We start from the raw sequence: 26,279 nt of genomic DNA, 5'->3' as shown, positions 1-26,279 counted from the left end.
TGTTCAGGCCTTCAGGGCGCAGATGGCGCGGAAAAAGGCGAAATTATCCTGCTTCAACTCGTCGTCTAGCGGATTGGGCTGGGAGGAGAGTTTCACAAGCACGGTTTCGGTGGAGGGGTCGACATAGAGCCACTGGCCGTGGATGCCGATGGCGCAGAAAGCTCCGTTCGGCTCGCCGGTCTGATACCATTGGCTGCGATAGCGTCCATTGGGCAGCAGGTTCGGCTTGCCGTCGACCCAGGCTTTGTGATCGCCGGCCGTCAGCATGTCGGCTACCCAGTCCTGCGGTATCACTGGCCGTCCATCCACCATGCCGTTGTTGCGCAGCATCTCGCCGACCCGTGCCAGGTCGCGGGCGGTGATCGAGATGCCGCCGGCGGCGCGGGGCGATCCCTCGGCATCCACGGTGATGCTGCCGTGGTTGCGCGCGCCGAGCGGCTTCCAGAGCCGTTCCGAAAATACCTCGGCATAGCGCTTGCCGCTGGCCCGCTCGACCAGAATGCCCAGCATGTCGGAATTCGGCGAGGCATAGAAATGCGGACCGCCGTGATCGTGTGCGGCCTTCTTGAGCGTCAGCAGGAAGGCGAGCAGGCTTTCCGCGGGCCGGTCCAGCTTGGCCGGGTTCCAGAGGGTGGCCCGCCGGTAGCGGTCATAATCGCCATCGGCATTGAGATAGGCCTCGTCGAAGGCGAGGCTGACCCGCATGTCCAAGAGATTGCGAATGGTGCAGCCACCATAGACGCAGTCCGCCGCTTCCGGCAGCAGGCTTGTGACAGGCTTGTCCGGATCGACAAGTCCGTCAGCCTCCAGGCTGGCCAGCAGTAGCGCCGTCAGGGACTTGCTGATGGAGAAGATCAGGTGCGGCTGGTTCACGTCCGCATGAGGTGCATAGTGCTCGGCGATGATCTCGCCGCGCCGCATCAGCACGAAGGCATCGGTATGGGCATAGGCGAGGAATTCACGGGCGGATCCATGTCCGGCAAGGCCGGTTTCCATGGGCTGGTCGAGCAGCGGAGACTGCGCCAGCGCCGTTTCCGGCCGTTCGGCCTCCGCGCGAAGCTGGGCGCTCGGCACCACTTCGCCGGCATGGGCAAAGCTCCAGCGGCTGAAGGGGGCGGTGCGCCAGTTGGCAAGCGTAACGTCTTTGCGCTCGAAGCCGTAGGCGCGAGCAAAATCGGTGGTCATGAAAATCGCTCCTTGCTGGCGGGAAGGGCACGAGGCCTTTCCCGCCAGTCGCATTGCCGGAAGACCGGTGATTACTTCTGAACTTCCGTCCAGATCTTGGTGTAGAGCTGCTGGACGTCAGGCTCGCAGGTCAGCAGGAACTCGCCTGCCTTTTCCAGTTCTGCGGGAATGACGAGTTCCGGCGCGCTCTGCATCTGCGGCAGCATGTACTGCTCCGATCCCTTGATGCCATTGGCATATTTGGCGAAGTTCGAGATCAGCGCCGCGTTCTGCGGGTCCATGATAAAGTTCATGAACAGCTTGGCATTCTCGACGTTCTTGGCGTCCTTCAGGATAGTGACGCTATCCATGAAGACGGGGAAGCCTTCCTTCGGGTAACCAAACTTGATGTCCGCGTTTTTCTCGCGGGCGCGCATGATAGCGCCGTTCCAGTAATAGACGCCCGAATAGTCGCCCGCGGGCAGCTTTTCCGTGACGCTGTAGTCCATGGCCAGCCACTTGGCCTTGGCTTCCACCAGCTTGTCGCGCACCTTGCGCAACACGTCCTTGTCGGTGGTGCACCATGCGCCGCCAAAATACTTGATGGTGGCGAACAGCACGTCGTTCATCTCGGGGGTGACGTTGATCTTGCCGACGAGTTCGGCCGGCGGATCGAGGAAGATGGCCGAGGTGTTGATGTCGCCACCATAAACCTTGGTGTTGACGCCGATGCCGGTAACGCCCCACTGCCACGGAACAGAGTAGTGGCGGCCCGGATCCCATTCGACATCAGCCCAGCGGGCATCGACATTCTTGAAGTTTTCCATCTGGTCGGGACGGGCCTCCAGGAGCAGGCCTTCCTTGATCCAGATCGGCATATAATTGGCTGAGGGCACGACGATATCGAAACCGTGGCCGCCTGCGCGAACCTTGGCAAGCGCCGTGTCATTGGAGTCGTAGTCGGTGATCGTGACCTTGACGCCGAATTGTTCCTCGAACTTCTTGATCAGTTCCGGGCTCGTGTAGTCGCCCCAGTTATAGATGTTGAGCTCGCCCGCCGCAGACGCGGAATTGGCGAAGGCCATGATGGAAATCGCTGCCGTTGCAGCCATCATCTTCCATTTCGTATGCATCTCAGTTCCTCTCTTTGCCTGTCGTCCGATTATTGTTTTCGTCGGTTGATGAAGAAAAATATGACCACCAATGCTGTCGATAGCGCCAAGAAAACTGTCGCGATGGCGTTGATCTCCGGCGTCGTCTCACGCCTCAGCTGGCCCAGCATGTAGGTCGGCAGCGTATCCTGACCGCCCGATTTCACGAACTCGGTGATGACGACATCATCCAGCGAGATGACGAAGGCGAGCATGAAGCCGGCAATGATGGCCGGGCGTAACAGGGGCAGGGTGACATGCCGGAATGTCATCCATGGCGTGGCATAGAGGTCGGCCGCCGCCCGCTCCAGCGTCAGGTCCATGCTCTCCAGCCGCGCCCGGATCGGCAGATAAGCGAAAGGAATGCAGAAGGCCGTGTGGGCGGCGATGAGGTAGCCAAGGCCGGAATAACCGGTCCAGACCTTGATGCGCGAGAAGACGATCAGCAGGGCAACGCCGGTGACGATTTCCGGCACCATGATCGGCTGGTTGATGAGGGCATATTTGAAGGTCAGCCCCGGATAGGGCTGCGTCCGGGTCGTGGCCAGCGCCGCCATGGTGGCCGTGATCGTGGCCAGCACAGCGGCCCAGGTGGCTATGACGAGTGAGCGAATGGCCGCGTCCTGGACGGCCGCGTTGTTCCAGGCCGAGACGAACCACCGGAGCGAAAACCCGTCCCATCGCGACAGGGATTCCGCACCGTTGAAAGAATAGGCGACGAGGGCAGCAATCGGCAGATAGAGCGCGAAGAAGGTGAAGAGCGCGATCAGACCGAAGCCGGGTTGGCTGCGGATATTGAAGCGGCGGCTAAACATGGCCCGAACCTCCGCGGGAGGCATTGCGGACATAGATCAGCAGCGCGATCATCACGAACGCCATCAGCGTGATGGACATGGCGGCACCGAGCGGCCAGTTGCGCCCCGAGCCGAACTGCATTTCGATGAGGTTGCCGAGCATCATGTTCTTGCCTCCGCCCAGCACGCGCGGAATGACATAGGCGCCGAGCGACGGGATGAAGACGAGGATCGAGCCGGCGATGATGCCCGGTTTGACCAGGGGAATGACGATGCGCCTCAAGACCTGGAAGCGGGTGGCGTAGAGATCGTAGCCCGCTTCCACCAGCCGGAAATCCAGCTTCTCAATGGCGGCATAGAGCGGCAGCACCATCAACGGCAGATAGACATAGGTCATGCCGAGCAGGTTTGCGGTATCGGTATACATGATCTGCAAGGGGCTTTCGATCACGCCGAGCCAGATCAGGGCGTTGTTGAGCAGGCCTTCGTTGCGGATGACCTGCTGCATCGCGAATGTTCGGATCAGGAGATTAGTCCAGAACGGGATCGTGACCAGGAAAACCCAGACTTCCCGCGTGTGCGGCGGGCGGGTCGCGATGAAATAAGCGGTTGGAAAGCCAAGGATCAGGGTCAGGATGGTCGTGACGAAGGAAAGCTGGATCGAGCGCCAGATGATGGAGAGATGGGCATCCGCAAGGCCCAGCGTGTCGTCGAAAATGTCTCGCTGAAAGAAGACCGATATCCAGCCTTCCAGCGAGAATTCCCCGAAACGGACATCGCCATAGTCGCCCTTTGCCATGAAGGAATAGAGCAGCATGACGAGCAGCGGGCCGGCTGCCGCGAAGAAAATGATGACGAGCGCCGGGGTGCTGAGCAGCCAGCGGGAGCGGATATCCTGTTTTCTTGCCGCAAGAGCGGCTTCATCTGCGCCGCTCATGCTCAATCCTTCAGGATCTGGGCTATGCTGTCCCCGAACACGATCCCGACCCGCTGGCCGGTAGCGTAAGTGGACAGGCCATTGCTGCTGTTCTGCTGCCGTACCGCGAAATGCGGACCTGCATCCAGCTTGACCGTCACACTGGTGTCGGTCCCGAGATAGACGATGCTCTCGATGGTGCCCTCGAGCTTTGCCGAGGCCGAGGTCTCGACGATGGCCGCATGCTCCGGGCGGATCACGATCGTCATCCTGCCGGCGGGTGCCAAGCCCTCCGGATAGCTCGCAGTGACCGTCTGGCCCGAGGGCAAGCGGACAGTCGCCTGGGTGCCGTGGACGGATTGCACATCAATTTCCAAAAAATTCGTCTCGCCGATGAAATCGGCCACGAAGCGGTCGGCCGGGCGCTGGTAGATCTCCCGCGGCGCGCCGACCTGGCGCACCTTGCCCTGCGACATCACCGCGATGCGGTCTGACATCGTCAATGCTTCTTCCTGGTCGTGGGTGACGAAGACGAAGGTGATGCCGGTTTCGGATTGCAGACGTTTCAGCTCGATCTGCATGTTCTTGCGCAGCTTCAGGTCCAGCGCCGATAGCGGCTCGTCCAGCAACAGCACTTTCGGCTGCGGTGCCAGCGCACGGGCCAACGCCACACGCTGTTGCTGGCCGCCTGACAACTGCGTGACCGGCTTGTCGCCGCGCCCCTCCAGATGGACGAGCTTCAGCATGCGCTCCACCACGGCGGCTATATCGGCCTTGCTGCGGCCGAGCATCTTCAACCCGAAGCCGATATTCTCGCCGACCGTCAGATGGGGAAAGAGCGCATAGTTCTGAAACACGGTGTTCACGGGCCGCTGGTTTGGCGGCAGGCTGGAAATATCGGTTCCATCGAGACGAATCTCGCCGCTGGAAGGCAGTTCGAAGCCAGCGATCATCCTCAGTAGCGTGGTCTTGCCGCAGCCGGATGGCCCCAGCAGCGTGAAAAATTCGTTCGGCCTGATGTCAAGAAAGATGTCGTCAACGGCCTGGAAATGGCCAAACCACTTCGACACGCCCTGCATGCCTATGGCGCCGCCATGCATGTTTCCTGCGTGGGATTGCTGCATGAAGTCCCCGTATTGCGTTCGGGCGAATGCCCTTTTGCCCCTGAGGGCGTGCTGTTCCCTGGCCGCTTCTGCGGCTCTCGCTTGCTATGCACTGCTTGCTTATGATCACAACAAATCATAACTTGATCAAAACTGTAAGAGCTATTTTTTGGGCATGCGAAGAATTTAGACAGGCCGTTTTGTTGCTCCTGCGACCTGCCTTCCCTATAGATTCGCATGGGACTGCTGGGTGGACGGGGTGATGCGCAGATGCTGATGATGGACAAGCGCCGCAGTTCAGAGACCGTCAAACAGTGGGTCTATCGCGTGCTTCGGTCTGCCATCATGACAGGGCGCTTCAAGCCTGGCGATCCCGTAACGATCAATGGGCTGGCGGATAGTCTCAAGGTCAGCGCCATGCCGGTGCGCGAGGCGCTCCACAGGCTGGTGGCCGATGGCGCGCTCGAATCCCTGGATAACAGGCGGGTGCGGGTGCCGCTTGTTGATCCCGACCGTTTCGATGAGATCCTGGCCACCCGCATCGCGCTGGAAACGGTGGCTGCCGAGCGTGCTCTTCCGCATATCAATTTCGTGCGGCTCGCACGGTTGCAGCAACTCGATGCCCGATGCGACGAGATCTATGACAGCGGCGACCTGGAGGGCGGGATTGCCGCCAACTTCGAGTTTCATCGTTTTCTCTACGAAACCCGGTCCTCGGCGGTGCTGCTGCCGCTCATCGAATCCCTGTGGTTGCGGCTCGGCCCATTCATGCGGCTGGCCTCGGAAAACCTGCGGGAGCATTATATCGTCGATCGCCATGCGGAGGCACTGGACGCCATCCGCCACAAAGATGCGGCCGCATTGAAGGCAGCCATTGCGGCCGACATCCAGGACGGCGTCGGCTATCTCGGGCGAACACAGTTCCTGGAAACGGCATCGGCCGGGCATAACCCGGCCGAAGACATGTAGATTTAGGAGCCTCTCGGCGCCTGCCGTGAAGGCGGATCAGAAGAACGCCTGGATGCCGGTCTGGGCACGGCCGAGGATCAGGGCGTGCACGTCATGGGTGCCCTCGTAGGTGTTGACCGTTTCCAGGTTCTGGGCGTGGCGCATCACGTGATATTCGATCTGGATGCCGTTGCCGCCATGCATGTCGCGAGCGTTGCGGGCGATGTCGAGCGCCTTGCCGCAATTGTTGCGCTTGACGATCGAGATCATCTCCGGCGCCATCTTGTGCTCATCCATCAGGCGGCCGACTCGCAGGCTACCCTGCAGGCCGAGTGCGATTTCAGTCTGCATGTCGGCGAGCTTCTTCTGGAAGAGCTGCGTGCCGGCCAGCGGCTTGCCGAACTGCTTGCGGTCCATGCCGTAGTCGCGGGCGCGGATCCAGCAATCCTCTGCCGCACCCATGACGCCCCAGGAAATGCCATAGCGGGCGCGGTTGAGGCAGCCGAAGGGACCCTTGAGACCGGATACATTCGGCAGCAGCGCATCTTCGCCGACTTCGACGCCGTCCATGACGATTTCGCCCGTGATCGAGGCGCGCAGCGACAGCTTGCCGCCGATCTTCGGAGCGGACAGACCCTTCATGCCCTTTTCCAGCACAAAGCCGCGGATCTCATTGTTGTGTGCCTCGGACTTCGCCCAGACGACGAAGACGTCAGCGATCGGGGCGTTCGAGATCCACATCTTGGATCCGCGCAGGCGGTAGCCGCCTTCGATCTTTTCCGCGCGGGTCTTCATGCCGCCCGGGTCAGAGCCGGCATCCGGCTCGGTCAGGCCGAAGCAGCCGATCAGTTCGCCGCTGACCAGGCCCGGCAGATATTTCTGCCGCTGCTCTTCATTGCCATAGGCATAGATCGGATAGATGACGAGCGAGGACTGCACGCTCATCATCGAGCGATAGCCGGAATCGACGCGTTCGACTTCCCGCGCAACCAGACCATAGGACACGTAGTTGGCACCGGCGGCGCCATAGGTGTCGGGCACGGTGACGCCGAGAAGGCCTGCCTGGCCCATCAGCCGGAAGAGGCCGGCATCGGTCTTTTCATCAAGATAGGCGTCCTTGATCCGCGGCATGAGTTCAGCCTTCGCAAAGGCTGCCGCGGAATCGCGGATCATGCGCTCATCTTCGGAAAGCTGGTCTTCCAGCAGGAAAGGATCGGTCCAGGAAAAAGGATGCTTGTCGCTCATATCAATGCCTCCGGTTTTCCGTTGGTTACGTCCCGGAACGCGCGAAGGCAAGCGAACTTTACAGATAGGGCCATTACCATTAGGAATGGCTCATGCCCTTTGCCCCACGCCGTTTGACGCCTTCCACCAGTGCGCTTTCCGCCTTCGAAGCGGTCGCCAGGCTTGGCAGTTTTTCGGCAGCGGCCGATGACCTGGCGCTGACCCAGGGCGCCATCAGCCGACAGGTGGCGGTGCTGGAGGATCAGCTTGGCCAACGGTTACTGGAACGCACCAGTCGCGGCGTGGTGCTGACGGCGGCCGGCGCCAACTATGCCAAGCGCATTGGCGAGGCCTTGACGATCATTCGCGAGTCATCCCTTGCCGTCATGTCTGGCGTCGAGGGCAATGTGCTCAACCTCGCGATCCTGCCGACCTTCGGCACGCGCTGGCTGATGCCGCGCCTGCCAGGCTTCATCGCCCGGCATCCTGACGTGATTGTCAATTTCGCGACGCGCATCGGGCAATTCGACTTCGATTCCGAGAAGATCGACGCCGCCATCCATATCGGTGCGCCGAACTGGCCAAAGGCGGACAGCAAGCTCTTGATGCACGAAACGATGCAGCCGGTCTGCAGTCCGGACTTCCTGCGGGAGCATCCGATCCGTGAGGCCGCGGATCTCGTGTCTTTGCCGTTGCTGCACATGGCCTCGCGGCCCGGCGCCTGGCAGCACTGGTTCGCCAGCCTCGGACTGGAGGAGGAGGTCGGTCGCGGCATGCGCTTCGAACAGTTCCTCAACGTGGCGCAGGCCTGTATCGCCGGTGTCGGCGTAGCTCTCATGCCGCCCTTCCTCATCCAGCCGGAATTGCAGGCGGGCCAGCTTGTTCCGGCCTTCAATCATGCGATCCGTAGTCCAAGCAGCTATTACCTCGTGTCACCCTGGACAAGGCGGGCCTACAAGCCGGTCGCGGCCTTCCGCGACTGGATCAGCGAGGCGGCGGCGGAGTTCAATGGTGGGCCATTGACGGAGTAGGCGGCCCGGATTCGCTGCTCATTATTGCAAAAGAATAGGCGGCGATGCCTGGGAGCACCGCCGCCTCGTGTCTCGTCTTGACAGCCGTCCGTCAGGAACCTGTCACTTCGACCATCGCCTTTGCGCCACGTGTGGTCAGGCCGCGATAGGCATCGACGAGGCCGATCCGGAATGTCTCGTGGGCGGCAAGGCCGGCATCAAAGACCTCGCTGACGGACAGGAAGGCAGCCACCTTGGCTTCTGGTGTATCGGCGCCGTCGGACAAGGCCTTCAACCGTGCCGCAAGCGGATCACGGACGTCGATGGCCTGCCCCTTCTCGTCCACGCCGCCGACATAGCGCATCCAGGCGGCGACCGCGAGGATGAGGCCTTCCGGGCGACGACCTGCCGCGAGGTTGTCGCGGATGGTGCCGAGGATGCGCTGCGGTAGCTTCTGCGATCCGTCCATGGCGATCTGCCACGTGCGGTGACGAATGGCCGGGTTCTGGTAGCGCTTCAGCAGGGCATCGGCATAGTCGGAGAGCTTCACGCCTTCCGGTGGTGTCAGGCAGGGGATGATCTCGTTGGTCCAGAGATGCTGGCAAAAGCGGCTGAAGGCAGGATCGGCGATGGTTTCGCTGATCGTCTCATAGCCCGAGAGATAGCCGAGATAGGCCAGCGACGAGTGCGTGCCGTTCAGGCAGCGCAGCTTCATGTTCTCGAACGGTGCGACTTCGCTGACCAGTTGGACGCCGACGGATGCAAAATCCGGTCGCTCGCCATCGACGAAGTGATCTTCCACGACCCACTGGCGGAAGGGCTCATGCATGACCGGGGACTGGTCCAGCACGCCGGTCTTTTCGGAAAGCCGCTCGATATCCTCGGGCTTGGTGGCCGGCACGATGCGATCGACCATCGTCGAGGGGAACGCGCCTTGCGAGGCAATCCAGTCGGCAAGTCCCGCATCGATCAGTCCAGCGAATTCCAGCACGACGCCGCGCACGACCTTGCCGTTGTCGGGCAGGTTGTCGCAGCAAAGCACGGTGAAGGGCCGCAGGCCTGCCTTGTAGCGCCGCTCCAGGGCTCGCGTCAGAAAGCCGATGGCCGAGACGGGCTTGGCCGGGTTTTCCAGATCATGCAGGATGTCGGGATGCTGGCGGTTGAGCTTGCCGGTTGCCGGCTCGTGGCAATAGCCTTTCTCCGTAACCGTCAGGGTGACGATCTTGACCTTTGGATCCGCCATCTGCGAGAGCACGGCATCGGGATCTTCCCTTGCGACAAGCACGTTATTGATGACGGAAATGACCCGTGGGATTTCCCCATCAGGCCCGAGTTCGACGGCGGTATAGGCAAAGCCCTGCGGGGCCAGCGCATCGCGCTGGTCCGGGCGCACGAGGCTGACGCCAGCAATGCCCCAGTCGCCACCGGATTTTTCCATGGCTTCGGCGATGTAGATCGCCCCATGGGCGCGGTAGAAGGCGCCCAGGCCCAAATGGACGATCCCGGTGGCCGCGCGCTTGCCCGCGGATGGCTTGAGGCGCGGGAGGTCAGCGGGCAAGCCAGCCTCCATCGACATTGAGGATCGCGCCGTGGATGTAGTTTGCGGCGGGAGACGACAGGAACACGGCGGCACCGCCGATATCGGCGGCATCGCCCCAGCGGCCGGCCGGAATGCGGTCGAGGATCGCCTTGTTGCGGTTTTCATCGTTGCGCAACGCTTCGGTGTTGTTGGTGGTGATATAGCCCGGCGCGATGGCGTTGACGTTGATGCCCTTGGCGGCCCATTCATTGGCCAGAAGCTTAGTAAGGCCCGCCACACCGCTCTTCGAGGCCGTGTAGGATGGCACGCGAATGCCGCCCTGGAAGGACAGCAGCGAAGCGATGTTGACCACCTTGCCGCTGCCGCCGCGGGCGAAAACCGACTTCGCGAAGGCCTGGCAGAGGAAGAACACGGCCTTCAGGTTGACGTCCATGACATCATCCCAGTCGGCTTCGGTGAAATCGACGGCATCAGCACGCCTGATGATGCCGGCATTGTTGATCAGGATGTCGATCGGATCGAGCGTCTGGAACAGGTCCTTGCCAGCCATCGGGTCGCCCAGGTCCAGCTTGAGGCCCTGCGCCTTGCCGCCTTCAGCGCCGATCAGACCAACGGTTTCGTCGACCGAAGAGCGGCCGGCGCAGACGACGTCCGCACCCGCCTTGGCCAGAGATATGGCGATGGCCTGGCCGATGCCGGTGTTGGAGCCGGTGACAAGCGCGCGCTTGCCGGCGAGAGAGAATATATCGGTCACTTCAGCTTCTCCATCGAGACCATCTCTACATCCTTGTAGTCGACATTGTCGCCGGCCATGGCCCAGATGAAGGTGTAGGAGCTGGTTCCGGCACCGGAGTGGATCGACCAGGGTGGCGAGATCGCGCCTTCCTCGTTCTTGATAACGAGATGGCGGGTCTCATCCGGTTCGCCCATCAGGTGGAGAACGCGCTGGTTTTCGGGCAGGTCGAAATAGAGATAGGCTTCCATGCGACGGTCGTGCACATGGGCCGGCATGGTGTTCCAGACGGAGCCGGCCTTGAGCTTGGTCATGCCGACCACAAGCTGGCACGACTTCATGACGTCGGGATGCACGAACTGGTAGATGGTGCGCTCGTTTGAGGTTTCGGCTGCCCCGAGGCTCACATTCGCGGCTTCATCGATCTTGATGAGGCGCGACGGATAGGTGTGGTGCGCAGGCGCCGAGAGGATGTAGAAGCGGCCTTCGCCCGAGAAGGTCACCGGGCCGGCACCCATGCCGAGATACAGCATGTCGCCCTTGGCCATGGTGTAGTCGGCATCGGCCTTGACGCTGCCGGTGCCGCCGATATTGACGATCACCATCTCGCGGCGATCCAGAATGGATTTCGTGCCGCAGGGCTTCACCTCGTCCAGCGTCAGCGCAGCGTCGCCGGGAACAGCGCCGCCGACGATCATGCGGTCGTAATGGGTGTAGATCAGTGTGATCTCGCCCGTGCGGAAGATGTCGCTGACGTGGAAATTGTCGCGCAGTTCCGTGGTGTCGAAGGTTCTCGCGGTTTGCGGGTCAATGGCGTGGCGGATCTCAACGCTGAGCATTCGGTACTCCTGATTTTAAAGAAAGTCGTCGCGGCGGGGCGTGAAGGTATCCACGAGAATGCCGGGTTCGATGGCGCGGCATCCATGCACGGCCATGCTGGGAATGACGAAGCTGTCGCCGGGGCGAACCTCGAAGCTCGTATCACCAATGGTAAACTCGAAGCGGCCCGATTTGACGTAGGTGGACTGGACGTGGGGATGGTTGTGCAGGGCACCGACCCCGCCTTCGGCAAAGCGGAATTCCACCACCATGAGTTCGGGACTGTCGGCCACCACCTGGCGCGTAACGTTGTTTCCGGCGTCGACCGCCGGAAACTTTTGGACAAAGGCTTGCGTCATAAAAACTCCTACTTGAACAGCGAGGGCAGCCAGAGAGACAGTGCCGGTATATAGGTTACCAGCAGCAGCGTGGCGACACCCGCGCCGTAGAATGGCCAGATCGATTTCATCGCCTGGCCGACACTGATCTTGCCCACCGCGCAGGCGACAAACTGAACCGCTCCGACCGGAGGCGTGTTGAGGCCGATGCCGAAGTTCAGGATCATGATGACGCCGAAGTGTACCGGGTCGATGCCATAGGCCTTCACGATCGGCAAGAAGATTGGCGTGGTGATGATGATCGTCGGGCCCATGTCCATGAAGGTGCCGAGCACCAGCATGATCACGTTGAGCATCAGCAGAATGATGATCGGGTTGTCCGAAATCGTGTTCATCCATTCGATGAGCAGCGTCGGAACCTTGTGATAGGCCATCAGCCACGAAAAGGCGCTGGCCGTGCCGATGATCAGCAGCACCATGGCGGTGGTGCGCACGGCGCCCAGCGTCGCATCGACGAAAGCGGCCCAGTCCAGCTGGCGATAGACGAAGGCCGCGACCAGAAGGGCATAGAGAACCGCAACGCAGGAACTTTCGGTCGCGGTGAAGACGCCGGAGCGAACGCCGCCGAACATGACGGCAATCAACAGTAGCCCCGGGATCGCGATCACCGCGAGCCGCAGCACCATGTGGAAGCCCGGAAAGGGCTCGGTCGGATAACCGCGATGGCGGGCGACGATATAGGCCGTGACCATCAACGAACCGGCGAGCAGCATCCCCGGAATGATGCCGGCCGTGAACAGGTCGGCGATGGAAATCGTGCCGCCCGCCGAAAGCGAGTAGAGGATCATGTTGTGGGACGGCGGGATGAGCAGCGCGATCAGGGCCGCCATGGAGGTGACGTTCACCGCATAGTCGGCGCCATAGCCGCGGGCCTTCATCTGCGGGATCATGATGCCGCCGACGGCGGCGGCTTCGGCAACCGCCGATCCGGAGATGCCGCCGAACAGGGTTGCCGTTGCGATGTTGACCTGACCCAGGCCGCCGCGCACATGGCCGACCAGCGAGCCGGCGAGCGAGATGATCTTGGCTGCAATGCCGCCGCGCACCATCAGGTCGCCGGCGAAGATGAAGAAGGGGATGGCGATCAGCGCAAAGGCCGACATGCCGGAGTTCATCTGCTGGAACACGACCATGGGCGGCAGGCCCATATACAGGATGGTCGCGAGCGAGGCGATGCCCAGGCAGAAGGCCACGGGGGTGCCGATGAGCAGCAGGAATGCGAAGCTGCCGAAGAGAATTGTAAGGGCCATGGTCAGATTTCCGTCGGCAGAGCGTGAGCCTCGACAGGCTTTTCTGCGCCAGCTGCGCGCACGACGATGCGCTCAAGGGAGAACAGGGTGATCAGAACTCCGCCACCGATCAGGGCGAAGAAGGTCACGGCGCCGGAGTAGCCCAGGCCGGGAATGGTGGAGGACCATGTCTTGGCAGCCATCTGCCAGCCGTAGAATGCCATGCCGAAACCGAAGCCCAGGACGGCCAGATCGGAGATGTAGTTGAGCGCGCGACGACCGCCTTCGGGCAGAACGTAAAGCAATACCTCAAAGCTCATGTGATAACCTTCGCGCACGCCGACGGCTGCGCCGAGGAAGATGAACCAACTCATCAAGAGGATGGCCATCGGTTCCGTCCAGGAGGGACTGTCATTGAGAACGAACCGGCCGAACACCTGCCAGCCGATGAAAACGGTCATCAGGACAAGACCAAATCCTGCGACATAAAGCGCGATTTTAGACAGCCAGCCTAAAACGGTGGCGGTCCTTTTCATGAGATCCTGCACGTCAAACTCCCTCCAGCGTGAAGTGTGGCCCGCAACGTCAGCTGCGGGCCACCGGTATCGCTTACTGTGTTGCCTGGATGCGGGTCACCATGTCCTTCAGCTTGTCGGACTTGAGGTACTTGTCATAGACCGGCTTCATGGCATCGATGAACGGCTTCTTGTCGATCTCGGTGACGATCTCGGCACCGGCCGCACGGATCTTCTCTTCCGACTTCTTTTCCTGGGCCGCCCAGAGTTCGCGCATGTAAGGCACGGATTCCTTGGCGGCTTCCTTCACGGCCTTCTGCTCGTCCGGCGAGAGGCCATCCCAGGTCTTCTTGGACATCACGAGCACTTCCGGGACGATCAGGTGCTGGTCGAGCGTATAGTGCTTGGCGACTTCGAAGTGGCCCGAGCTGTCATAGGACGGCCAGTTGTTTTCAGCACCGTCGATGACCCCGGTCTGGATCGACGAGTAGACTTCGCCATAGGGCATCGGCGTTGCGTTGGCGCCGAGCGCCTTGACCATGTCGACGAACATGTCGGACTGCATGACGCGGAACTTCATGCCCTTCAGGTCGTCGATCGACTTGATCGGCTTTTGCGAGTTGTAGAAGCTGCGCGAGCCGCCGTCGTAGAAGGCAAGGCCGATCAGGTCATGAGCAGCAAAGGCGTCGAGGATTTCCTGGCCGACCGGACCGTCCATGACCTTGTGCATGTGGTCGACCGAACGGAAGATATAGGGCAGCGAGGGAATCTGGGTTTCCTCGATGATGTTGTTGAACGGTCCAAGCGACACGCGGTTCAGGTCGATGACGCCGAACTGGGTCTGCTCGATCGTGTCCTTTTCCTGGCCGAGCTGGGCCGAGTGGAACACTTCGATGCCGAGCTTGCCGCCGGTCTTCTGTTCCAGGATCTTGCCCATCTGCTTGACTGCTTCCACGGTCGGGTAGCCATCCGGATGGGTGTCAGACGAGCGCAGGGTGCGTTCCGCAGCGCCGGCCATGGTCGCCATGGCGATCACGGCAGCCGAAGCCATTGCGGCCAGGCCAAACTTCTTCAACAAATTCATTTCCTTCCTCCTCTTGAATGGCTGATTTCACAGCCGGTAAGCTTCCTTTGCCAGCCGGTAGGCCAGGTCATGCGCCACCGCAGGTGCCTCGTCCTCATCGAGGCGGCCTGTTGCGACAAGCGTTGCGAGATAGGCGCAGTCCACGCGCCGGGCCACGTCGTGGCGCGCCGGGATCGAGCAGAATGCGCGGGTGTCGTCATTGAAGCCGACCGTGTTGTAGAAACCGGCCGTTTCGGTCGTCAATTCGCGGAAACGGCGCATGCCCTCGGCGCTGTCGAAGAACCACCAGGCGGGGCCGAGCTTGAGCGCGGGATAGGCTCCGGCCAGCGGCGCGAGTTCCCGCGAATAACTTGTCTCATCCAGCGTGAACAGAATGATGGTCAGGTCCGGCCGCATGCCGACTGCATCCAGCATCGGCTTCAGGGCGCGGACATAATCCGTGCGGGTCGGAATATCGAAGCCCTTGTCGCGGCCATGCATAGCCATCGTGGCGGACGAGTGATTGCGATAGGAACCGGGATGGATCTGCAGCACCAACCCGTCTTCCAGGCTCATGCGCGCCATCTCGGTCAGCATATGGCCGCGGAACGCGTCGGCTTCTGCGGGGCTGCACTGGCCCTTGAGCGCCTTGGCAAACAGGGCTGCCGCATCTGCCTGTGGCAGGTCCTCTGTGCGGGCGGTGGCATGGCCGTGGTCTGAGCTGGTGGCGCCGTATGACTTGAAGAAGGCGCGCCTGTTGCGATGGGCTTCGAGATAGCCCTGCCAGGTCGTTGCATCGGTTCCGGCCAAGGCACCGAAGCGCTCGATATTGCCAGCAAAACCTTCGAATTCCGGATCGATCACCGCATCCGGACGATAGGCGGTGACCACCTTGCCCTTCCAACCGGACTGGCGGATCATCTCATGCCATTTCAGCTCGTCGAGCGGGCTTTCCGTCGTGGCGATCGCCTCAATGTTGAAGCGCTCGAACAGGGCGCGCGGACGGAACTCCGGCTTTGCCAGGCAATCGGCGATGTGATCGTAGAACTCGTCTGCCGTCTCGGCGGAAAAGCGCTTGGTCAGGCCGAAGACATCCGCGAAGGACTGCTCGACCCACAGGCGGCTCGGCGTGCCGCGAAACAGGTGGAAATTTTCGGCAAACAGCTTCCAGATCTTGCGTCCATCGGTCTCGGTCGGTCCGCCGTCGATGCGGGGAACGCCAAGGGATGTGAGCGGAATGCCCTGCGAGCAGAGCATGCGGAAGACGTAATGGTCCGGCGTGACGAAAAGCTGCGCGGGATCCGGGAAGGGCTCGTTTTCGGCATACCAGCGTGGGTCTGTATGTCCGTGCGGACTTACGATCGGCAGGTTGCGAACGCCGTCATACAGCTCTCTGGCGAGACTGCGCGCCGTCGGTTCGATAGGAAAAAGCCGATCCTCATGCAGCAATGCCATAGCCTCCCAGCTGTTGCCACCTCCCGCGAAAGGCAGATTGCATTTCGCCCGCAAACTAATATGTTAGTATGCAAAACGAGTCAATGGGAGGGGAAATGGCTGATCAGGTTCAGCTGCGGGCTGTGGACATTCCGCGCGGGCCGTCCGTCACGGACCTCGTTTTCGAGCAGCTTTATCAAAGGGTCATCGAGCTCGATCTCGTGCCCGGCACCAAGCTTTCGGAACTCGAAGTGTCGAAGCAGATGGGGGTGTCGCGGCAACCCGTACGCGACGCGTTCTACCGGCTTTCGCAGCTCGGTTTCCTGCTGATTCGTCCGCAGCGGGCCACCATCGTCACGCAGATTTCCGAGAAGGACGTGCTGGAAGCGCGCTTCATCCGAACGGCGCTGGAGATGGAGACGGTCAGGGCCGCCAGCGAGCGGCTGACCGGGGCGCAAATGGATGAGCTTGACGACCTGATCGTCCAGCAGCAGGCGGCCATCGACAAGGGTGACCGCGTGCTTTTTCACTCCCTGGACGATCTGTTCCACAAGCGTATCTGTGACATGTCCGGCCATGACTTCGCCTGGTCGCTGATCCGCGAGAGCAAGGCGCATATGGATCGCGTGCGTTATCTCAGCCTTTCCTTTGGCGCCCAAAGTGCGTTAGACGACCACAAGGACATCATGGCGGCTCTGAGGAAGCAGGATGGCGACGCAGCTGCTGCTGCCATGAGAATTCATCTGTCGCGGATCAAGTCGATCATCGGTCGCATCCGCGAGAGTTACGGGCAATATTTCGCAACGGAAGAGACATGACGGGACACGCCCACAGCATCATGACCATCGGCGAATGCATGGTTGAACTGGCTCCCCGCGAGGATGGGACGTTCAATCGCAACTTCGCCGGAGACAGCTTCAATTCGGCCTGGTACCTGCGGCGGCTTCTGCCGGCCGGGGCATCGGTCGATTATTGTTCGGCCGTTGGTACCGACCGGATCTCAGACCGCATGCTGTCCTTCATCGCGGATGCCGGTATCGGCACCCAGCATGTGGCGCGTGTCGGGGATCGTACCGTCGGGCTCTACATGATCGAGCTGGAAAAGGGCGAGCGCAGTTTCATCTACTGGCGTGACCGCTCGGCGGCGAAACTGCTGGCCGAAGACCCGGCGCGGCTGCGCGCGGCCGTCGCCGGCAAGACCTTGCTGCTGTTCTCCGGCATCACGCTGGCGATCCTTTCCGCGGAACATCGCGCCAACCTTCTGACCGTCTTGCGCGAGGCCCGTGCGGCTGGCGCGCTCGTGGTGTTCGATCCGAATATGCGACTTCGGCTGTGGCCGGATGTGGCAACCATGTGCGCGGCGGTGTCCGAAGCAGCCTCGGTTGCCGATGTCGTGCTACCCTCCTTTGACGAGGATGGTCCCAATTTCGGCGATGCCACGCCCGAAGCGACGATCGCCCGCTACCGCGCGGCCGGTGTGCGGACTGTCGTCGTGAAGAACGGTGCCGGCGAGGTGGTCGCCGAGGATGAGCAGGAAGGGCAAGTGCGTTATCAGCCGGTCCCGGTCACTGACGTGGTGGATACCACGGCGGCGGGCGATAGCTTCAATGCGGGTTTCCTGACGGCCCGGCTGGCGGGCCAGCCCTTGGAAGCGGCGATTGCTTCAGGGGCTTCGATTTCCGCTAAGGTCATCCGGGCGCGCGGTGCGCTCGTGCAGATCTGAACGCGGCGCCTACGCCTCGATCTTCGGTTGCAGAATGGGATAGACGACCAGTCCATCCTCTTCTCCCCGTGGGAAACTGCCGTCGCGATGGCGTTTCTCGGCCGCCTTGTAGCCTGCCGGGCTGACGCCGATATAGCGCTTGAACATGCGCGAGAAATAGTAGCTGTCATGGTAGCCGACGAATTCGGCTGCCTGCTTTACCGATCGGCCGCTCGCCAGCAGGCCCATGGCGCGCTCCATGCGCTTGAACTCCTGGTATTTCTGCGGTGTCAGGCCCACCTGCCGGCTGAACTCGCGACGAAAGTAATCGAGATTGTAGGGAACGGACGAAAGAACCCTGTCCACCGTTTCGTCGTTCAGCGGGTCTGCCGCGATCTGGCTGGCGGCCACCATTACGCTGAGGGATAGCGCATCGGGGTTGTTCACGGGCACAGCCTGTTGTCGTTTCCATCCGATGAAGGCCGCTTCGATGAACTCGATCAGCAAGACCATGAAGAGATGGTGCTGTGCGAATGTGGTGGAGGACAGCGGCACCGTTTCCCGGTAGTGGCTCACCAAGGGGCCGAGCATATCCCATCGCGGCAGCATCACGCTGCGCTTCAGTTGCATCTGGCCGATCAGGTCCATGCGGCCGAACACGTCAAGTTTGAAGTGCTGGGCGACGCCGGTATAGAGTTCGGTGGACAGGGTGCGTCCCCTGAACCGGCAGTTTGCCTCGATCAGCATGGCCTGGCCGGGCACCATCTGGATGATTTCGCCGCCGATCTCGTATTCGCCCTTGCCGGTCAGGCAGATCAAAAGGTCATGCACGCTGTTGACCTTGTCGATGTTCCAGCTTTGCGAATGCTGCATCTTGATCGCCGACCGGGTGAGGGTCAGGCTCAGAGCGTTCATCGCCATGCCACCGAGAACGCTACCTTCGATTTTATCCATCTTTTTGTCCGGAAGCCTCTATTTCAAGTCGCAGCTCTGGGAAGGATAATATCGGCACAACGGAATTTGTCACCGGCTTTTGCCGGAATGATTGGGAGGTATGGGCATTATTGGCCTTTGTCGCTGAGGAGTGGCGATAGGGGAGCCGAGCTGCCTGAAATAATGATGTACGATCTGGGATATTGGAGTGAGCCTCTTATGAGGTTCCTGACGGACACGCATGGCCTGATGGCCGGAAAAGAGGCCGCATCGGCGGAAGGGGCGGTGTCATGAGTGGCGAGAGCCGCTTCATGGGGCTTGTCTACCTGTCGCCCTACATCATCGGCCTCCTGGTTTTCACGGCGCTGCCGTTCATCGGTTCCTTCTACCTGAGCTTCACCGACTATAACCTGATGAACGAACCGGTTTTCGTCGGCTTGAAGAACTATTGGAAGCTCTTCACGTCAGATCGGAATTTCCGCAAGGCGCTGTGGGTCACGCTGTTCTATGTGTTCACGACCGTGCCGCTGAAGCTCGCCTTCGCGCTGTTCATCGCGGTAATCCTGAACTACCGGCTGAAATTCATCAATTTCTTCCGCACGGCCTTTTATGTGCCCTCCATTCTCGGCGGGTCGATCGCAATTGCGGTGCTCTGGCGGTATATTTTCGCCGATGTCGGGCTGGTCAATATGGGCCTTGCCTTGTTCGGCTTCGAGCCGGTCAACTGGTTCGGCGATCCGGAAAATGCGCTGTTCACCATCACGCTGCTGCGTCTGTGGCAGTTCGGTTCGGCTATGGTGATCTTCCTGGCCGCACTTCAGAGTGTCGATCCGGCGCTCTATGAGGCCGCGTCGATAGATGGTGCGGGGCGTTGGCGGTCCTTCGTGCACATCACGCTGCCGCTGATCACCCCGGTCATCTTCTTCAACCTCATCATGCAGATGGTCCAGGCGTTCCAGGAATTCAACGGTCCCTACATCATCACCCAGGGCGGGCCGCTGAAGTCCACCTACCTGCTGCCGCTCTACATCTATGATGAGGCCTTCAAGCGCTTCAACATGGGCTATGCCTCGGCGATTGCCTGGGTCCTGTTCGCCATCATCATGGTGCTCACGCTCATCGCCTTCTGGTCCTCGCGCCACTGGGTCTACTACGCCGGCGACAAGAGGAGCTGACGATGACCGATCATGCCATCACGACATCCGCGAACACCTTTGGTTCCAATAGCGAAGCAGAACTCGTCGCCAAGCGCGAGCAAAGGCGGCAGACGGTCGGCGCCATCTTGCGCTACATCCTGCTGGGGGCGGTCGGACTGCTGATGCTCTATCCGCTGATCTGGCTGATCGGCGCCTCGTTCAAGACAAATTCTGAAATCTTTGCCAATCCCGGCTTCATACCTGCGGAGCCGACGCTGAGCGGCTATATCGAGGGCTGGAAGACATCCACGCCATACACGTTCGGCCATTTCTTCCTGAACACCTTCTGGATCGTATTTCCGAAGATGATCGGCACCGCAATCTCCTGCACGGCCGTGGCCTATGGTTTTGCGCGCTTCGATTTTCCGGGCAAGAAGATCCTGTTTGCGAGCCTGATCGCCACGCTGCTTCTGCCGAATGTGGTGACCCGCATCCCGCAATACCTGCTGTTTCGCGATCTGGGCTGGCTGGATAGTTTCCTGCCGCTGTGGGTTCCCTCCGCCTTTGCCGGCGATGCCTTCTTCGTGTTCATGCTGGTCCAGTTCCTGCGGGCAATTCCGCGGGACATGGAAGAGGCAGCGCGCGTCGATGGCGCCAATACCTGGCAGGTGCTGATCTTCATCGTCGTGCCATTGCTGGCGCCGGCGCTGGTCTCGGTGTGCCTGTTCCAGTTCATGTGGACAATGAACGATTTCCTCGGGCCGCTGATCTACATCTCCTCGGTCGACAAGTTCCCGGTGTCGCTCGCGCTCAAGCTCTCGATCGACACGACCGAAGCCTTCGAATGGAACCGCATTCTCGCCATGTCGGTGCTCGCCATCCTGCCGGCGCTCATCGTGTTCTTCCTGGCGCAGAAATACTTCATCCAGGGCATCTCCACCGGTGGCATCAAAGGATAAGACATGGCCAGACTGCAGCTTAAAAACCTCGAAAAGAGCTATGGCGGGTTCAAGGCCGTCCACGGCATCAATCTTGAGGTGGAAGACGGCGAGTTCATGGTTCTGGTCGGTCCGTCCGGCTGCGCCAAGTCCACGACGCTCAGGATGATCGCCGGCCTTGAGCGGGTGACCGGCGGTGAGATCCGCATCGGCGACAGCCTTGTCAACGATCGGGCGCCTGGCGAGCGCGGCATTGCCATGGTGTTCCAGAACTATGCGCTCTATCCGCATATGCGGGTTCGCAAGAACCTGTCTTTCGGCCTCAGGCTGAAGCGGCGGCCAAAACCTGAGATCGAGGCGGCAACCCAGGAGGTTTCCGGCATCCTGGAAATCGGCGAACTGCTGGAGCGGCTGCCGAAGCAGTTGTCCGGCGGGCAGGCCCAGCGCGTGGCCGTCGGCCGGGCGCTCATCAAGAAGCCGCAGGTCTTCCTGTTCGACGAGCCGCTGTCCAATCTCGACGCGAAGCTGCGTGCCTCGATGCGCGTACGCATTACCGACCTGCACAAGCAATTGAAGATGGGCGGGCTGCAGTCCACCGTCGTCTATGTCACCCACGACCAGACCGAAGCCATGACCATGGGCGACCGCATCTGCGTCATGAAGGAAGGCCGCATCATGCAGGTCTCCGATCCGGTGACGCTGTACAACCACCCGGCCAATGCCTTTGTCGCAGGCTTCATCGGCTCCCCGGAGATGAACTTGGTCGACGCCGAATTGTCGGACGGCCTGCTGCGGCTCGGTTCCCAGACCTTGCGCCTCGATGATGGCTTGAGAGCCCGGCTCGCCGCCAATGCCCCGAAAGCAGTGATCTTCGGTGTGCGGCCCCAGCATCTGCAGATCGTGGAGAGCGATGCGGACAATGCGCTGGCCGGCACGGTATCGCATGCCGAATTCATGGGCCACGAGGTCTATCTCCATGTTCAGGTCGAGAGCCAGAAGTTCATCGTCGTTACGCCAGCTTCCGGCTATGACCGTGGCCGTCTGCGCCACGACAAGATCTGGCTGAGGCCGCAGCCAGATGCCGCGCACATCTTCGATCGCCAGAGCGGGGAGAACATCTCCCTCGCTGCTGCGATCGGCCAGACCAGCATTCAATCCAAATCACATCAGGGAGGAACGAGATGAGATTGGTAGCAAGCACTATGGCCGCATTCCTTGCGGCATCAAGCCTTAGCAGCGCATTCGCGGCTGACCTGCGCATGTCCTGGTGGGGTGGCGACAGTCGCCACAAGGCCACGCAGGAGGCGCTCAAGGTTTGTGGCGAAAAGCACGGACATACGGTCGCTCCCGAATTCACGGGCTTTGATGGTCATCTGGAAAAGGTGACGACACAACTCGCCGGCGGGACCGAAGCCGACATCATGCAGATCAACTGGCCCTGGCTGCCATTGTTCTCCCTGACCGGAGATGGCTTTGCAGACCTTCGCGATTACAAGGACGTGATCGACCTGTCGAACTGGACCGATGCGGAACTGGCCGCCGGCTCCATGAACGGCAAGCTCAATGGCCTGCCGGTATCAACGACGGGTCGCGTCTTCTTCTTCAATACGACGAGCTTCGAAAAGGCCGGCGTGCCGCTGCCTAAGACCTGGGATGAGTTGTTCGCAGCGGCCAAGACGCTGAAGGAAAAGAACGGGCCGGACAGCTATCCGATGAATGCGGTGAAGGAGACCGCGGTCTTGCTGATCTCACTCTATGCGACCCAGTCGACCGGCAAGGATCTGATCGATCCGGCTGCCAAGAAGGTGGCCTGGACAGAGGACGAACTTGCAGCGGCCATCGATTTCTACGGGAAGATGGTGAGCGAGGGCGTGGTCATGTCGCAGAAGGACTCGGCAGGTGAAGGCAATATCAACCTGTTCGAAAACCCGAAATGGGCCGATGGACGGATCGCCGGGTCATATGAGTGGGATTCGACCTATTCCAAGTATGCCGATCCGCTGAAGGACGGCCAGAAGCTGGCGCCCATGCCGCTGCTGAAGAACGCCAATGCCGTGACCGAGGGTGTCTACCGCAAGCCATCGATGGTGTTCTCCATCTCCAAGCGCTCGAAGGATCCGAAGGCAGCGGCCCAGATCCTGAACTGCCTGTTGAATGAGCCCGAGGGCATCAAGATCCTCGGTTCCAGCCGCGGCCTTCCGGCCAGCAAGGCGGCCGCCAAGGCGCTTATGGATGCCGGGTCGGTGGAGCCGGAACTGGCGGCTGCCAACAAGATCATCATGGCAGGCACCGGCCCCACGGTTTCGCCGCTCAACGAACATCCCAAGATCCGCAGCGTCTTCATCGATACGCTGGAAGAGTTTTCCTATGGGCAACTGGATTCGAAGGCCGCCGCGCAGCAGATCATCGAAGGTATCGATGACGTGCTCGGAGGGATGTGACCGTAAGCGGGGCGGCTCGGTGAGAGCCGCCCCATCACTCGGATACGCGCCATGACAACCATCGAACTCCTGGTCGCCACGACCCGAACCGCCACTTTTGCCGTGGATGCCTCGCGGCACCACTACCATCTGTCGCGTCCTCTGGCCTGGTCGGTGCGGGATGCGCAGGGGCAAATGGTCGCTGCCGGGTTGTCGGAGACCGTGGTCTTTCATGTCGAGGGCTTGTTGCCGGCCACGTCGTATCGGTTGTCGGTTGATGACGCGGTGCTGGCGTTCTCGACCGGTCCCGAAAGCGTGTTGGTCGATATCGCCGACGTCGGTGCCGATCCGGGTGCCGCAGACAATACGGTCGCGATCCAATCAGCGATTGATCGCCTGCCTGATCATGGAACCCTTCTTGTGCCGCCGGGCATCTGGGCGACCGGGCCGCTTTTCCTGAAAAGCCGCATGACCTTGCTCCTCGCGCCTGGCGCTGTGCTGCAGGCTTTGACCGATCGCAGCCGCTACCCGATCCTTCCCGCAAGACACGGCGATGGGCGCGTTCTCGGGACATGGGAGGGTGTGGCCGAGCCATGTTATGCCAGTCTCCTGACCGCGCTCGATTGCGAGGATTTAGCCATCACCGGAAGCGGCATTGTCGACGGCGGCGGAGACCGGGGCGACTGGTGGACCTGGCCGAAGGAAACACGCGACGGGGCACGCCGTCCGCGCACGGTGTTCCTGTCCCATGGAAAACGAATAAACCTGTCCGGGGTCACGGTCCGCAACTCGCCTGCCTGGACGGTTCATCCCGTATTTTGCTCCGATGTGGTCGCTGCGGGTCTGACGATCGAGAGCGATCCGCAGTCTCCCAATACAGATGGTCTCAATCCCGAATGCTCCTGTGATGTCGACCTTGTCGGCATCCGCTTCTCGGTCGGGGATGATTGCATCGCCATCAAAGCGGGAAAGCGTGATCCCAAGGGGGGACTCGATCACCCCACCGAGCATGTGACGGTTCGCAATTGCCTAATGGAGCGCGGCCATGGCGGCGTCGTCATCGGCAGCGAAATGAGCGGGTCGGTTCGTCACGTCAGGATTGTCAGATGCGCCATGCGCGACACCGATCGCGGCTTGAGGATCAAGACACGACGCGGCAGGGGCGGCGAGGTGCGTGACATCCTTCTGGAGGACTGCGACATGGATGGCGTGCTCACGCCAGTTGCGGTCAATGCCTTCTACTTTTGCGATGCGGACGGACGTTCGGACTATGTGCAGTCGCGACTTCCCCTCGACGTAACGGACGCCACGCCGCGCATAGCGGGGGTGACGATCCGGCGCCTGCGCGCCCAAAATGTCCATGTAGCGGCGGCCGCGTTTCTCGGTCTTCCGGAAATGCCGATCGAGGATATCGTCATCGACGGTTTCTCCGTCACCTATGCGGATGACGCCAAAGCCGGCGTCCCGGTCATGGCGTGCCATGTCGAACCCATCCGGCATGGTGGGATCATTGCCCAGAATACCCGATTTTCTCTCAGGTCAGGCGTCGAGATCGCCCGGTCGCAACTCGAAGAACCCGTCTGATACCATGTTGAACTCCTATTTTGATGATTATGCCCGCGACTATGCCTATTACAAGGATGGTGCCTGGTGTTACGAGGACGGGTGTCTCTATCGCGGCCTGATCGCCCTTCATGAGGCGACCGGCGACAACCGCTGGCTGGCGCATCTGCGCCGGCTGGTCGACGGCCAGATCGATAGTGTCGGCAATCTCAGGGGCTATGCGATCGAGGAATTCAACATCGACAATATCCTCTCCGGCCGTGCGTTGATCTATCTGTTCCGCCTGACCGGTGATGAACGCTATCGCAAGGCCATTGAGGCGCAGATCCAGCAATTGCGGGCTCATCCGCGCATTTCTGCCGGGTGCCATTGGCATAAGCTTCGATATCCGCACCAGGTCTGGCTCGACGGGCTCTACATGAGCCAGCCGTTCAAGGCCGAGGCCGGAGCGCTCCTGCAGATGCCGTCTCTGGTGCAAGAGGCGGTGGACGAGACACTATCGGCCCTGGACCTGACCTTCGACCCGCCGACTGGTCTTTACCGCCATGGCTATGATGAGCGTCGGCTGCAGGCCTGGGCTCATCCCACAACGGGGCTGTCCAGCGCCCATTGGGGCCGGGCGATCGGCTGGATGAGCATGGCCCTTGTCGATCTCGTCGCGGTTTTGCCCGAGGGGCAGGGGCGGGAGAGATTGGCGGACAAGCTGTCGGCACTTCTATCACGGCTCGCCGCATTGCGCACTGCCGATGGGCGGTGGCTGCAGGTTGTCGATGATCCTGACTTGCCTGGTAATTACGCCGAGAGTTCCGCGACGGCCATGTTTGCCTATGTCTTCCAGAAGGCCGAAAGGTTGGGGATTGCCGGTGTGGATGGCGATATCGGGCGTAGGGCGCTTTCCGCCTTGGAGCTGCATGCTCTCAAGAGCAGGCCCGGTATGCGGCCGGTTCTGGGCGGCATCTGCTGTGTCGCGGGGCTTGGAGGTTTTAGCGGTCGTTATCGTGACGGCAGTGCTGCCTATTACATCACCGAGGAGTTGCGAGACGACGACATCAAGGGAGTGGGGCCGATGATGATGGCCTATGCTGAGCAGCTGTTGGAGCGCCAGACCCACAGGGCGGTCGATGCCGTGACATCATGAGAAAAATCAGATGAACCAATCTCTCCGCCTTGCGTTAGCACGCTGAAGGGGCGCGTCGCCTGATGCTTCGGGCCTACGAGGAGAGTGAGACAATGGTACAAAAGCCGCCGCGGTTCTTCGGGGAAACTCCTGAAACGGAGATCAAATTCAACAATAAAACCGCCATCGAGGGTGCCGTTGCAACGGCCCTGGCGGTTTCCGATGGTGTCGATGCAACAGCAATTTCTGTCACTGCGATCGACCATGAAATCTGCCTTTCGGGCACGGTGATGTGGCCAGCGGAGATCGACAGAGCTGTTGAGATCGCCTTGTCCGTTCCCGGCGTTCGCAAGGTGTCGGTCAATCTGGCGGTCGGTCCTCGCGGCCAGGGATAAGAATGAGCGAAGCCCCGGCGGTCCGCCAGGGCTT

At 61.0% G+C, this 26,279-nt stretch carries 26 protein-coding genes; 11 read left to right on the top strand and 15 right to left on the bottom strand.

The genetic code is table 11. The annotated features are described in order from the left end of the window. Nucleotides 1–3: 3 nt before the first annotated feature. The 5 genes from B9A97_RS02365 to B9A97_RS02345 all read right to left on the bottom strand — a co-directional run bounded on the left by B9A97_RS02365 (nucleotide 4) and on the right by B9A97_RS02345 (nucleotide 5,125). Nucleotides 4–1,185 (bottom strand): serine hydrolase domain-containing protein, encoded by a 1,182-nt coding sequence (locus tag B9A97_RS02365; protein ID WP_084363350.1) that lies wholly within the window; start codon nucleotides 1,183–1,185, stop codon nucleotides 4–6. 71 nt (nucleotides 1,186–1,256) lie between these two features. Beyond that, complete coding sequence (locus tag B9A97_RS02360) at nucleotides 1,257–2,249, bottom strand: extracellular solute-binding protein (protein WP_244564107.1); 993 nt, start codon at nucleotides 2,247–2,249, stop codon at nucleotides 1,257–1,259. 77 nt (nucleotides 2,250–2,326) lie between these two features. Next, nucleotides 2,327–3,130: an ABC transporter permease gene (locus tag B9A97_RS02355; protein ID WP_084363348.1), complete on the bottom strand. Its 804-nt coding sequence runs from the start codon at nucleotides 3,128–3,130 to the stop codon at nucleotides 2,327–2,329. Beyond that, entirely contained in the window at nucleotides 3,123–4,046 is a 924-nt protein-coding gene (locus tag B9A97_RS02350; protein ID WP_084363347.1) for an ABC transporter permease, read from the bottom strand. Before B9A97_RS02350 ends, B9A97_RS02355 begins: the two co-directional genes overlap by 8 nt. Nucleotides 4,047–4,048: 2 nt before the next feature. Then, complete coding sequence (locus tag B9A97_RS02345) at nucleotides 4,049–5,125, bottom strand: ABC transporter ATP-binding protein (RefSeq protein ID WP_244564106.1); 1,077 nt, start codon at nucleotides 5,123–5,125, stop codon at nucleotides 4,049–4,051. A 240-nt stretch (nucleotides 5,126–5,365) separates the two neighbouring features. Between B9A97_RS02345 and B9A97_RS02340 the strand changes: the two genes are divergently transcribed. Continuing rightward, complete coding sequence (locus tag B9A97_RS02340; RefSeq protein ID WP_244564089.1) at nucleotides 5,366–6,097, top strand: GntR family transcriptional regulator; 732 nt, start codon at nucleotides 5,366–5,368, stop codon at nucleotides 6,095–6,097. 36 nt (nucleotides 6,098–6,133) lie between these two features. Here B9A97_RS02340 and B9A97_RS02335 read toward each other — a convergent pair whose 3' ends face one another. Then, nucleotides 6,134–7,321, bottom strand: coding sequence for an acyl-CoA dehydrogenase (locus B9A97_RS02335; protein ID WP_084363345.1), 1,188 nt, complete (start codon nucleotides 7,319–7,321; stop codon nucleotides 6,134–6,136). Between the two features lie 92 nt (nucleotides 7,322–7,413). Between B9A97_RS02335 and B9A97_RS02330 the strand changes: the two genes are divergently transcribed. Beyond that, complete coding sequence (locus tag B9A97_RS02330; RefSeq protein ID WP_084363344.1) at nucleotides 7,414–8,331, top strand: LysR family transcriptional regulator; 918 nt, start codon at nucleotides 7,414–7,416, stop codon at nucleotides 8,329–8,331. A gap of 91 nt (nucleotides 8,332–8,422) precedes the next feature. Here the strand turns inward: B9A97_RS02330 and B9A97_RS02325 are convergent, their stop codons facing one another. From B9A97_RS02325 to uxaC, 8 genes are all read right to left on the bottom strand, one after another. After that, nucleotides 8,423–9,868 (bottom strand): mannitol dehydrogenase family protein, encoded by a 1,446-nt coding sequence (locus B9A97_RS02325; RefSeq protein ID WP_244564088.1) that lies wholly within the window; start codon nucleotides 9,866–9,868, stop codon nucleotides 8,423–8,425. After that, the gene (gene kduD, locus B9A97_RS02320; RefSeq protein WP_084363342.1) at nucleotides 9,858–10,604 is read right to left on the bottom strand and encodes a 2-dehydro-3-deoxy-D-gluconate 5-dehydrogenase KduD; all 747 of its coding nucleotides are present in this window, start codon (nucleotides 10,602–10,604) and stop codon (nucleotides 9,858–9,860) included. Before kduD ends, B9A97_RS02325 begins: the two co-directional genes overlap by 11 nt. Next, the gene (gene kduI, locus B9A97_RS02315) at nucleotides 10,601–11,422 is read right to left on the bottom strand and encodes a 5-dehydro-4-deoxy-D-glucuronate isomerase (protein WP_084363341.1); all 822 of its coding nucleotides are present in this window, start codon (nucleotides 11,420–11,422) and stop codon (nucleotides 10,601–10,603) included. Before kduI ends, kduD begins: the two co-directional genes overlap by 4 nt. Before the next feature lie 15 nt (nucleotides 11,423–11,437). After that, nucleotides 11,438–11,761 (bottom strand): cupin domain-containing protein, encoded by a 324-nt coding sequence (locus B9A97_RS02310; RefSeq protein ID WP_084363340.1) that lies wholly within the window; start codon nucleotides 11,759–11,761, stop codon nucleotides 11,438–11,440. A gap of 8 nt (nucleotides 11,762–11,769) precedes the next feature. Beyond that, entirely contained in the window at nucleotides 11,770–13,050 is a 1,281-nt protein-coding gene (locus B9A97_RS02305) for a TRAP transporter large permease (RefSeq protein ID WP_084363339.1), read from the bottom strand. A gap of 2 nt (nucleotides 13,051–13,052) precedes the next feature. Further along, complete coding sequence (locus tag B9A97_RS02300; protein WP_348532386.1) at nucleotides 13,053–13,490, bottom strand: TRAP transporter small permease; 438 nt, start codon at nucleotides 13,488–13,490, stop codon at nucleotides 13,053–13,055. Between the two features lie 148 nt (nucleotides 13,491–13,638). Beyond that, on the bottom strand, nucleotides 13,639–14,628 hold the full coding sequence (locus B9A97_RS02295) for a TRAP transporter substrate-binding protein (protein ID WP_084363338.1): 990 nt from the start codon (nucleotides 14,626–14,628) through the stop codon (nucleotides 13,639–13,641). 27 nt (nucleotides 14,629–14,655) lie between these two features. Further along, nucleotides 14,656–16,062, bottom strand: a complete 1,407-nt coding sequence (gene uxaC, locus B9A97_RS02290; RefSeq protein ID WP_084363337.1) for a glucuronate isomerase — start codon at nucleotides 16,060–16,062, stop codon at nucleotides 14,656–14,658. A 95-nt stretch (nucleotides 16,063–16,157) separates the two neighbouring features. On the opposite strand from uxaC, the gene B9A97_RS02285 reads away from it, so the two are divergent. Continuing rightward, complete coding sequence (locus tag B9A97_RS02285; protein WP_084363336.1) at nucleotides 16,158–16,859, top strand: GntR family transcriptional regulator; 702 nt, start codon at nucleotides 16,158–16,160, stop codon at nucleotides 16,857–16,859. Then, complete coding sequence (locus B9A97_RS02280) at nucleotides 16,856–17,764, top strand: sugar kinase (RefSeq protein WP_084363335.1); 909 nt, start codon at nucleotides 16,856–16,858, stop codon at nucleotides 17,762–17,764. The genes B9A97_RS02285 and B9A97_RS02280 overlap by 4 nt, the downstream gene beginning before the upstream one ends. A 9-nt stretch (nucleotides 17,765–17,773) precedes the next feature. On the opposite strand, the gene B9A97_RS02275 is transcribed toward B9A97_RS02280, so the two are convergent. Beyond that, nucleotides 17,774–18,697 (bottom strand): helix-turn-helix transcriptional regulator, encoded by a 924-nt coding sequence (locus B9A97_RS02275; protein ID WP_084363334.1) that lies wholly within the window; start codon nucleotides 18,695–18,697, stop codon nucleotides 17,774–17,776. A gap of 269 nt (nucleotides 18,698–18,966) precedes the next feature. On the opposite strand from B9A97_RS02275, the gene B9A97_RS02265 reads away from it, so the two are divergent. From B9A97_RS02265 to B9A97_RS02235, 7 genes are all read left to right on the top strand, one after another. Beyond that, a complete protein-coding gene (locus tag B9A97_RS02265) occupies nucleotides 18,967–19,851 on the top strand; it encodes a carbohydrate ABC transporter permease (protein ID WP_084363332.1) in 885 nt (294 codons plus the stop codon). A gap of 143 nt (nucleotides 19,852–19,994) precedes the next feature. Further along, nucleotides 19,995–20,771 (top strand): carbohydrate ABC transporter permease, encoded by a 777-nt coding sequence (locus B9A97_RS02260; protein ID WP_348532390.1) that lies wholly within the window; start codon nucleotides 19,995–19,997, stop codon nucleotides 20,769–20,771. 3 nt (nucleotides 20,772–20,774) lie between these two features. Then, nucleotides 20,775–21,935, top strand: a complete 1,161-nt coding sequence (locus B9A97_RS02255) for an ABC transporter ATP-binding protein (protein ID WP_084363330.1) — start codon at nucleotides 20,775–20,777, stop codon at nucleotides 21,933–21,935. After that, entirely contained in the window at nucleotides 21,932–23,191 is a 1,260-nt protein-coding gene (locus B9A97_RS02250; protein WP_084363329.1) for an ABC transporter substrate-binding protein, read from the top strand. The genes B9A97_RS02255 and B9A97_RS02250 overlap by 4 nt, the downstream gene beginning before the upstream one ends. 51 nt (nucleotides 23,192–23,242) lie before the next feature. Next, nucleotides 23,243–24,754, top strand: coding sequence for a polygalacturonase PglA (locus tag B9A97_RS02245; RefSeq protein ID WP_084363328.1), 1,512 nt, complete (start codon nucleotides 23,243–23,245; stop codon nucleotides 24,752–24,754). 4 nt (nucleotides 24,755–24,758) lie between these two features. Further along, nucleotides 24,759–25,871: a glycoside hydrolase family 88/105 protein gene (locus B9A97_RS02240; RefSeq protein WP_084363327.1), complete on the top strand. Its 1,113-nt coding sequence runs from the start codon at nucleotides 24,759–24,761 to the stop codon at nucleotides 25,869–25,871. Between the two features lie 62 nt (nucleotides 25,872–25,933). Then, the gene (locus B9A97_RS02235) at nucleotides 25,934–26,245 is read left to right on the top strand and encodes a BON domain-containing protein (RefSeq protein WP_084363326.1); all 312 of its coding nucleotides are present in this window, start codon (nucleotides 25,934–25,936) and stop codon (nucleotides 26,243–26,245) included. Nucleotides 26,246–26,279 lie beyond the last annotated feature (34 nt).

It is taken from the genome of Rhizobium sp. RU36D, assembly GCF_900176345.1.
GTDB lineage: Bacteria > Pseudomonadota > Alphaproteobacteria > Rhizobiales > Rhizobiaceae > Allorhizobium.
The sequence above is the reverse complement of the archived record's forward strand: the minus strand, read 5'-3'. Positions and strand labels throughout refer to the sequence as shown.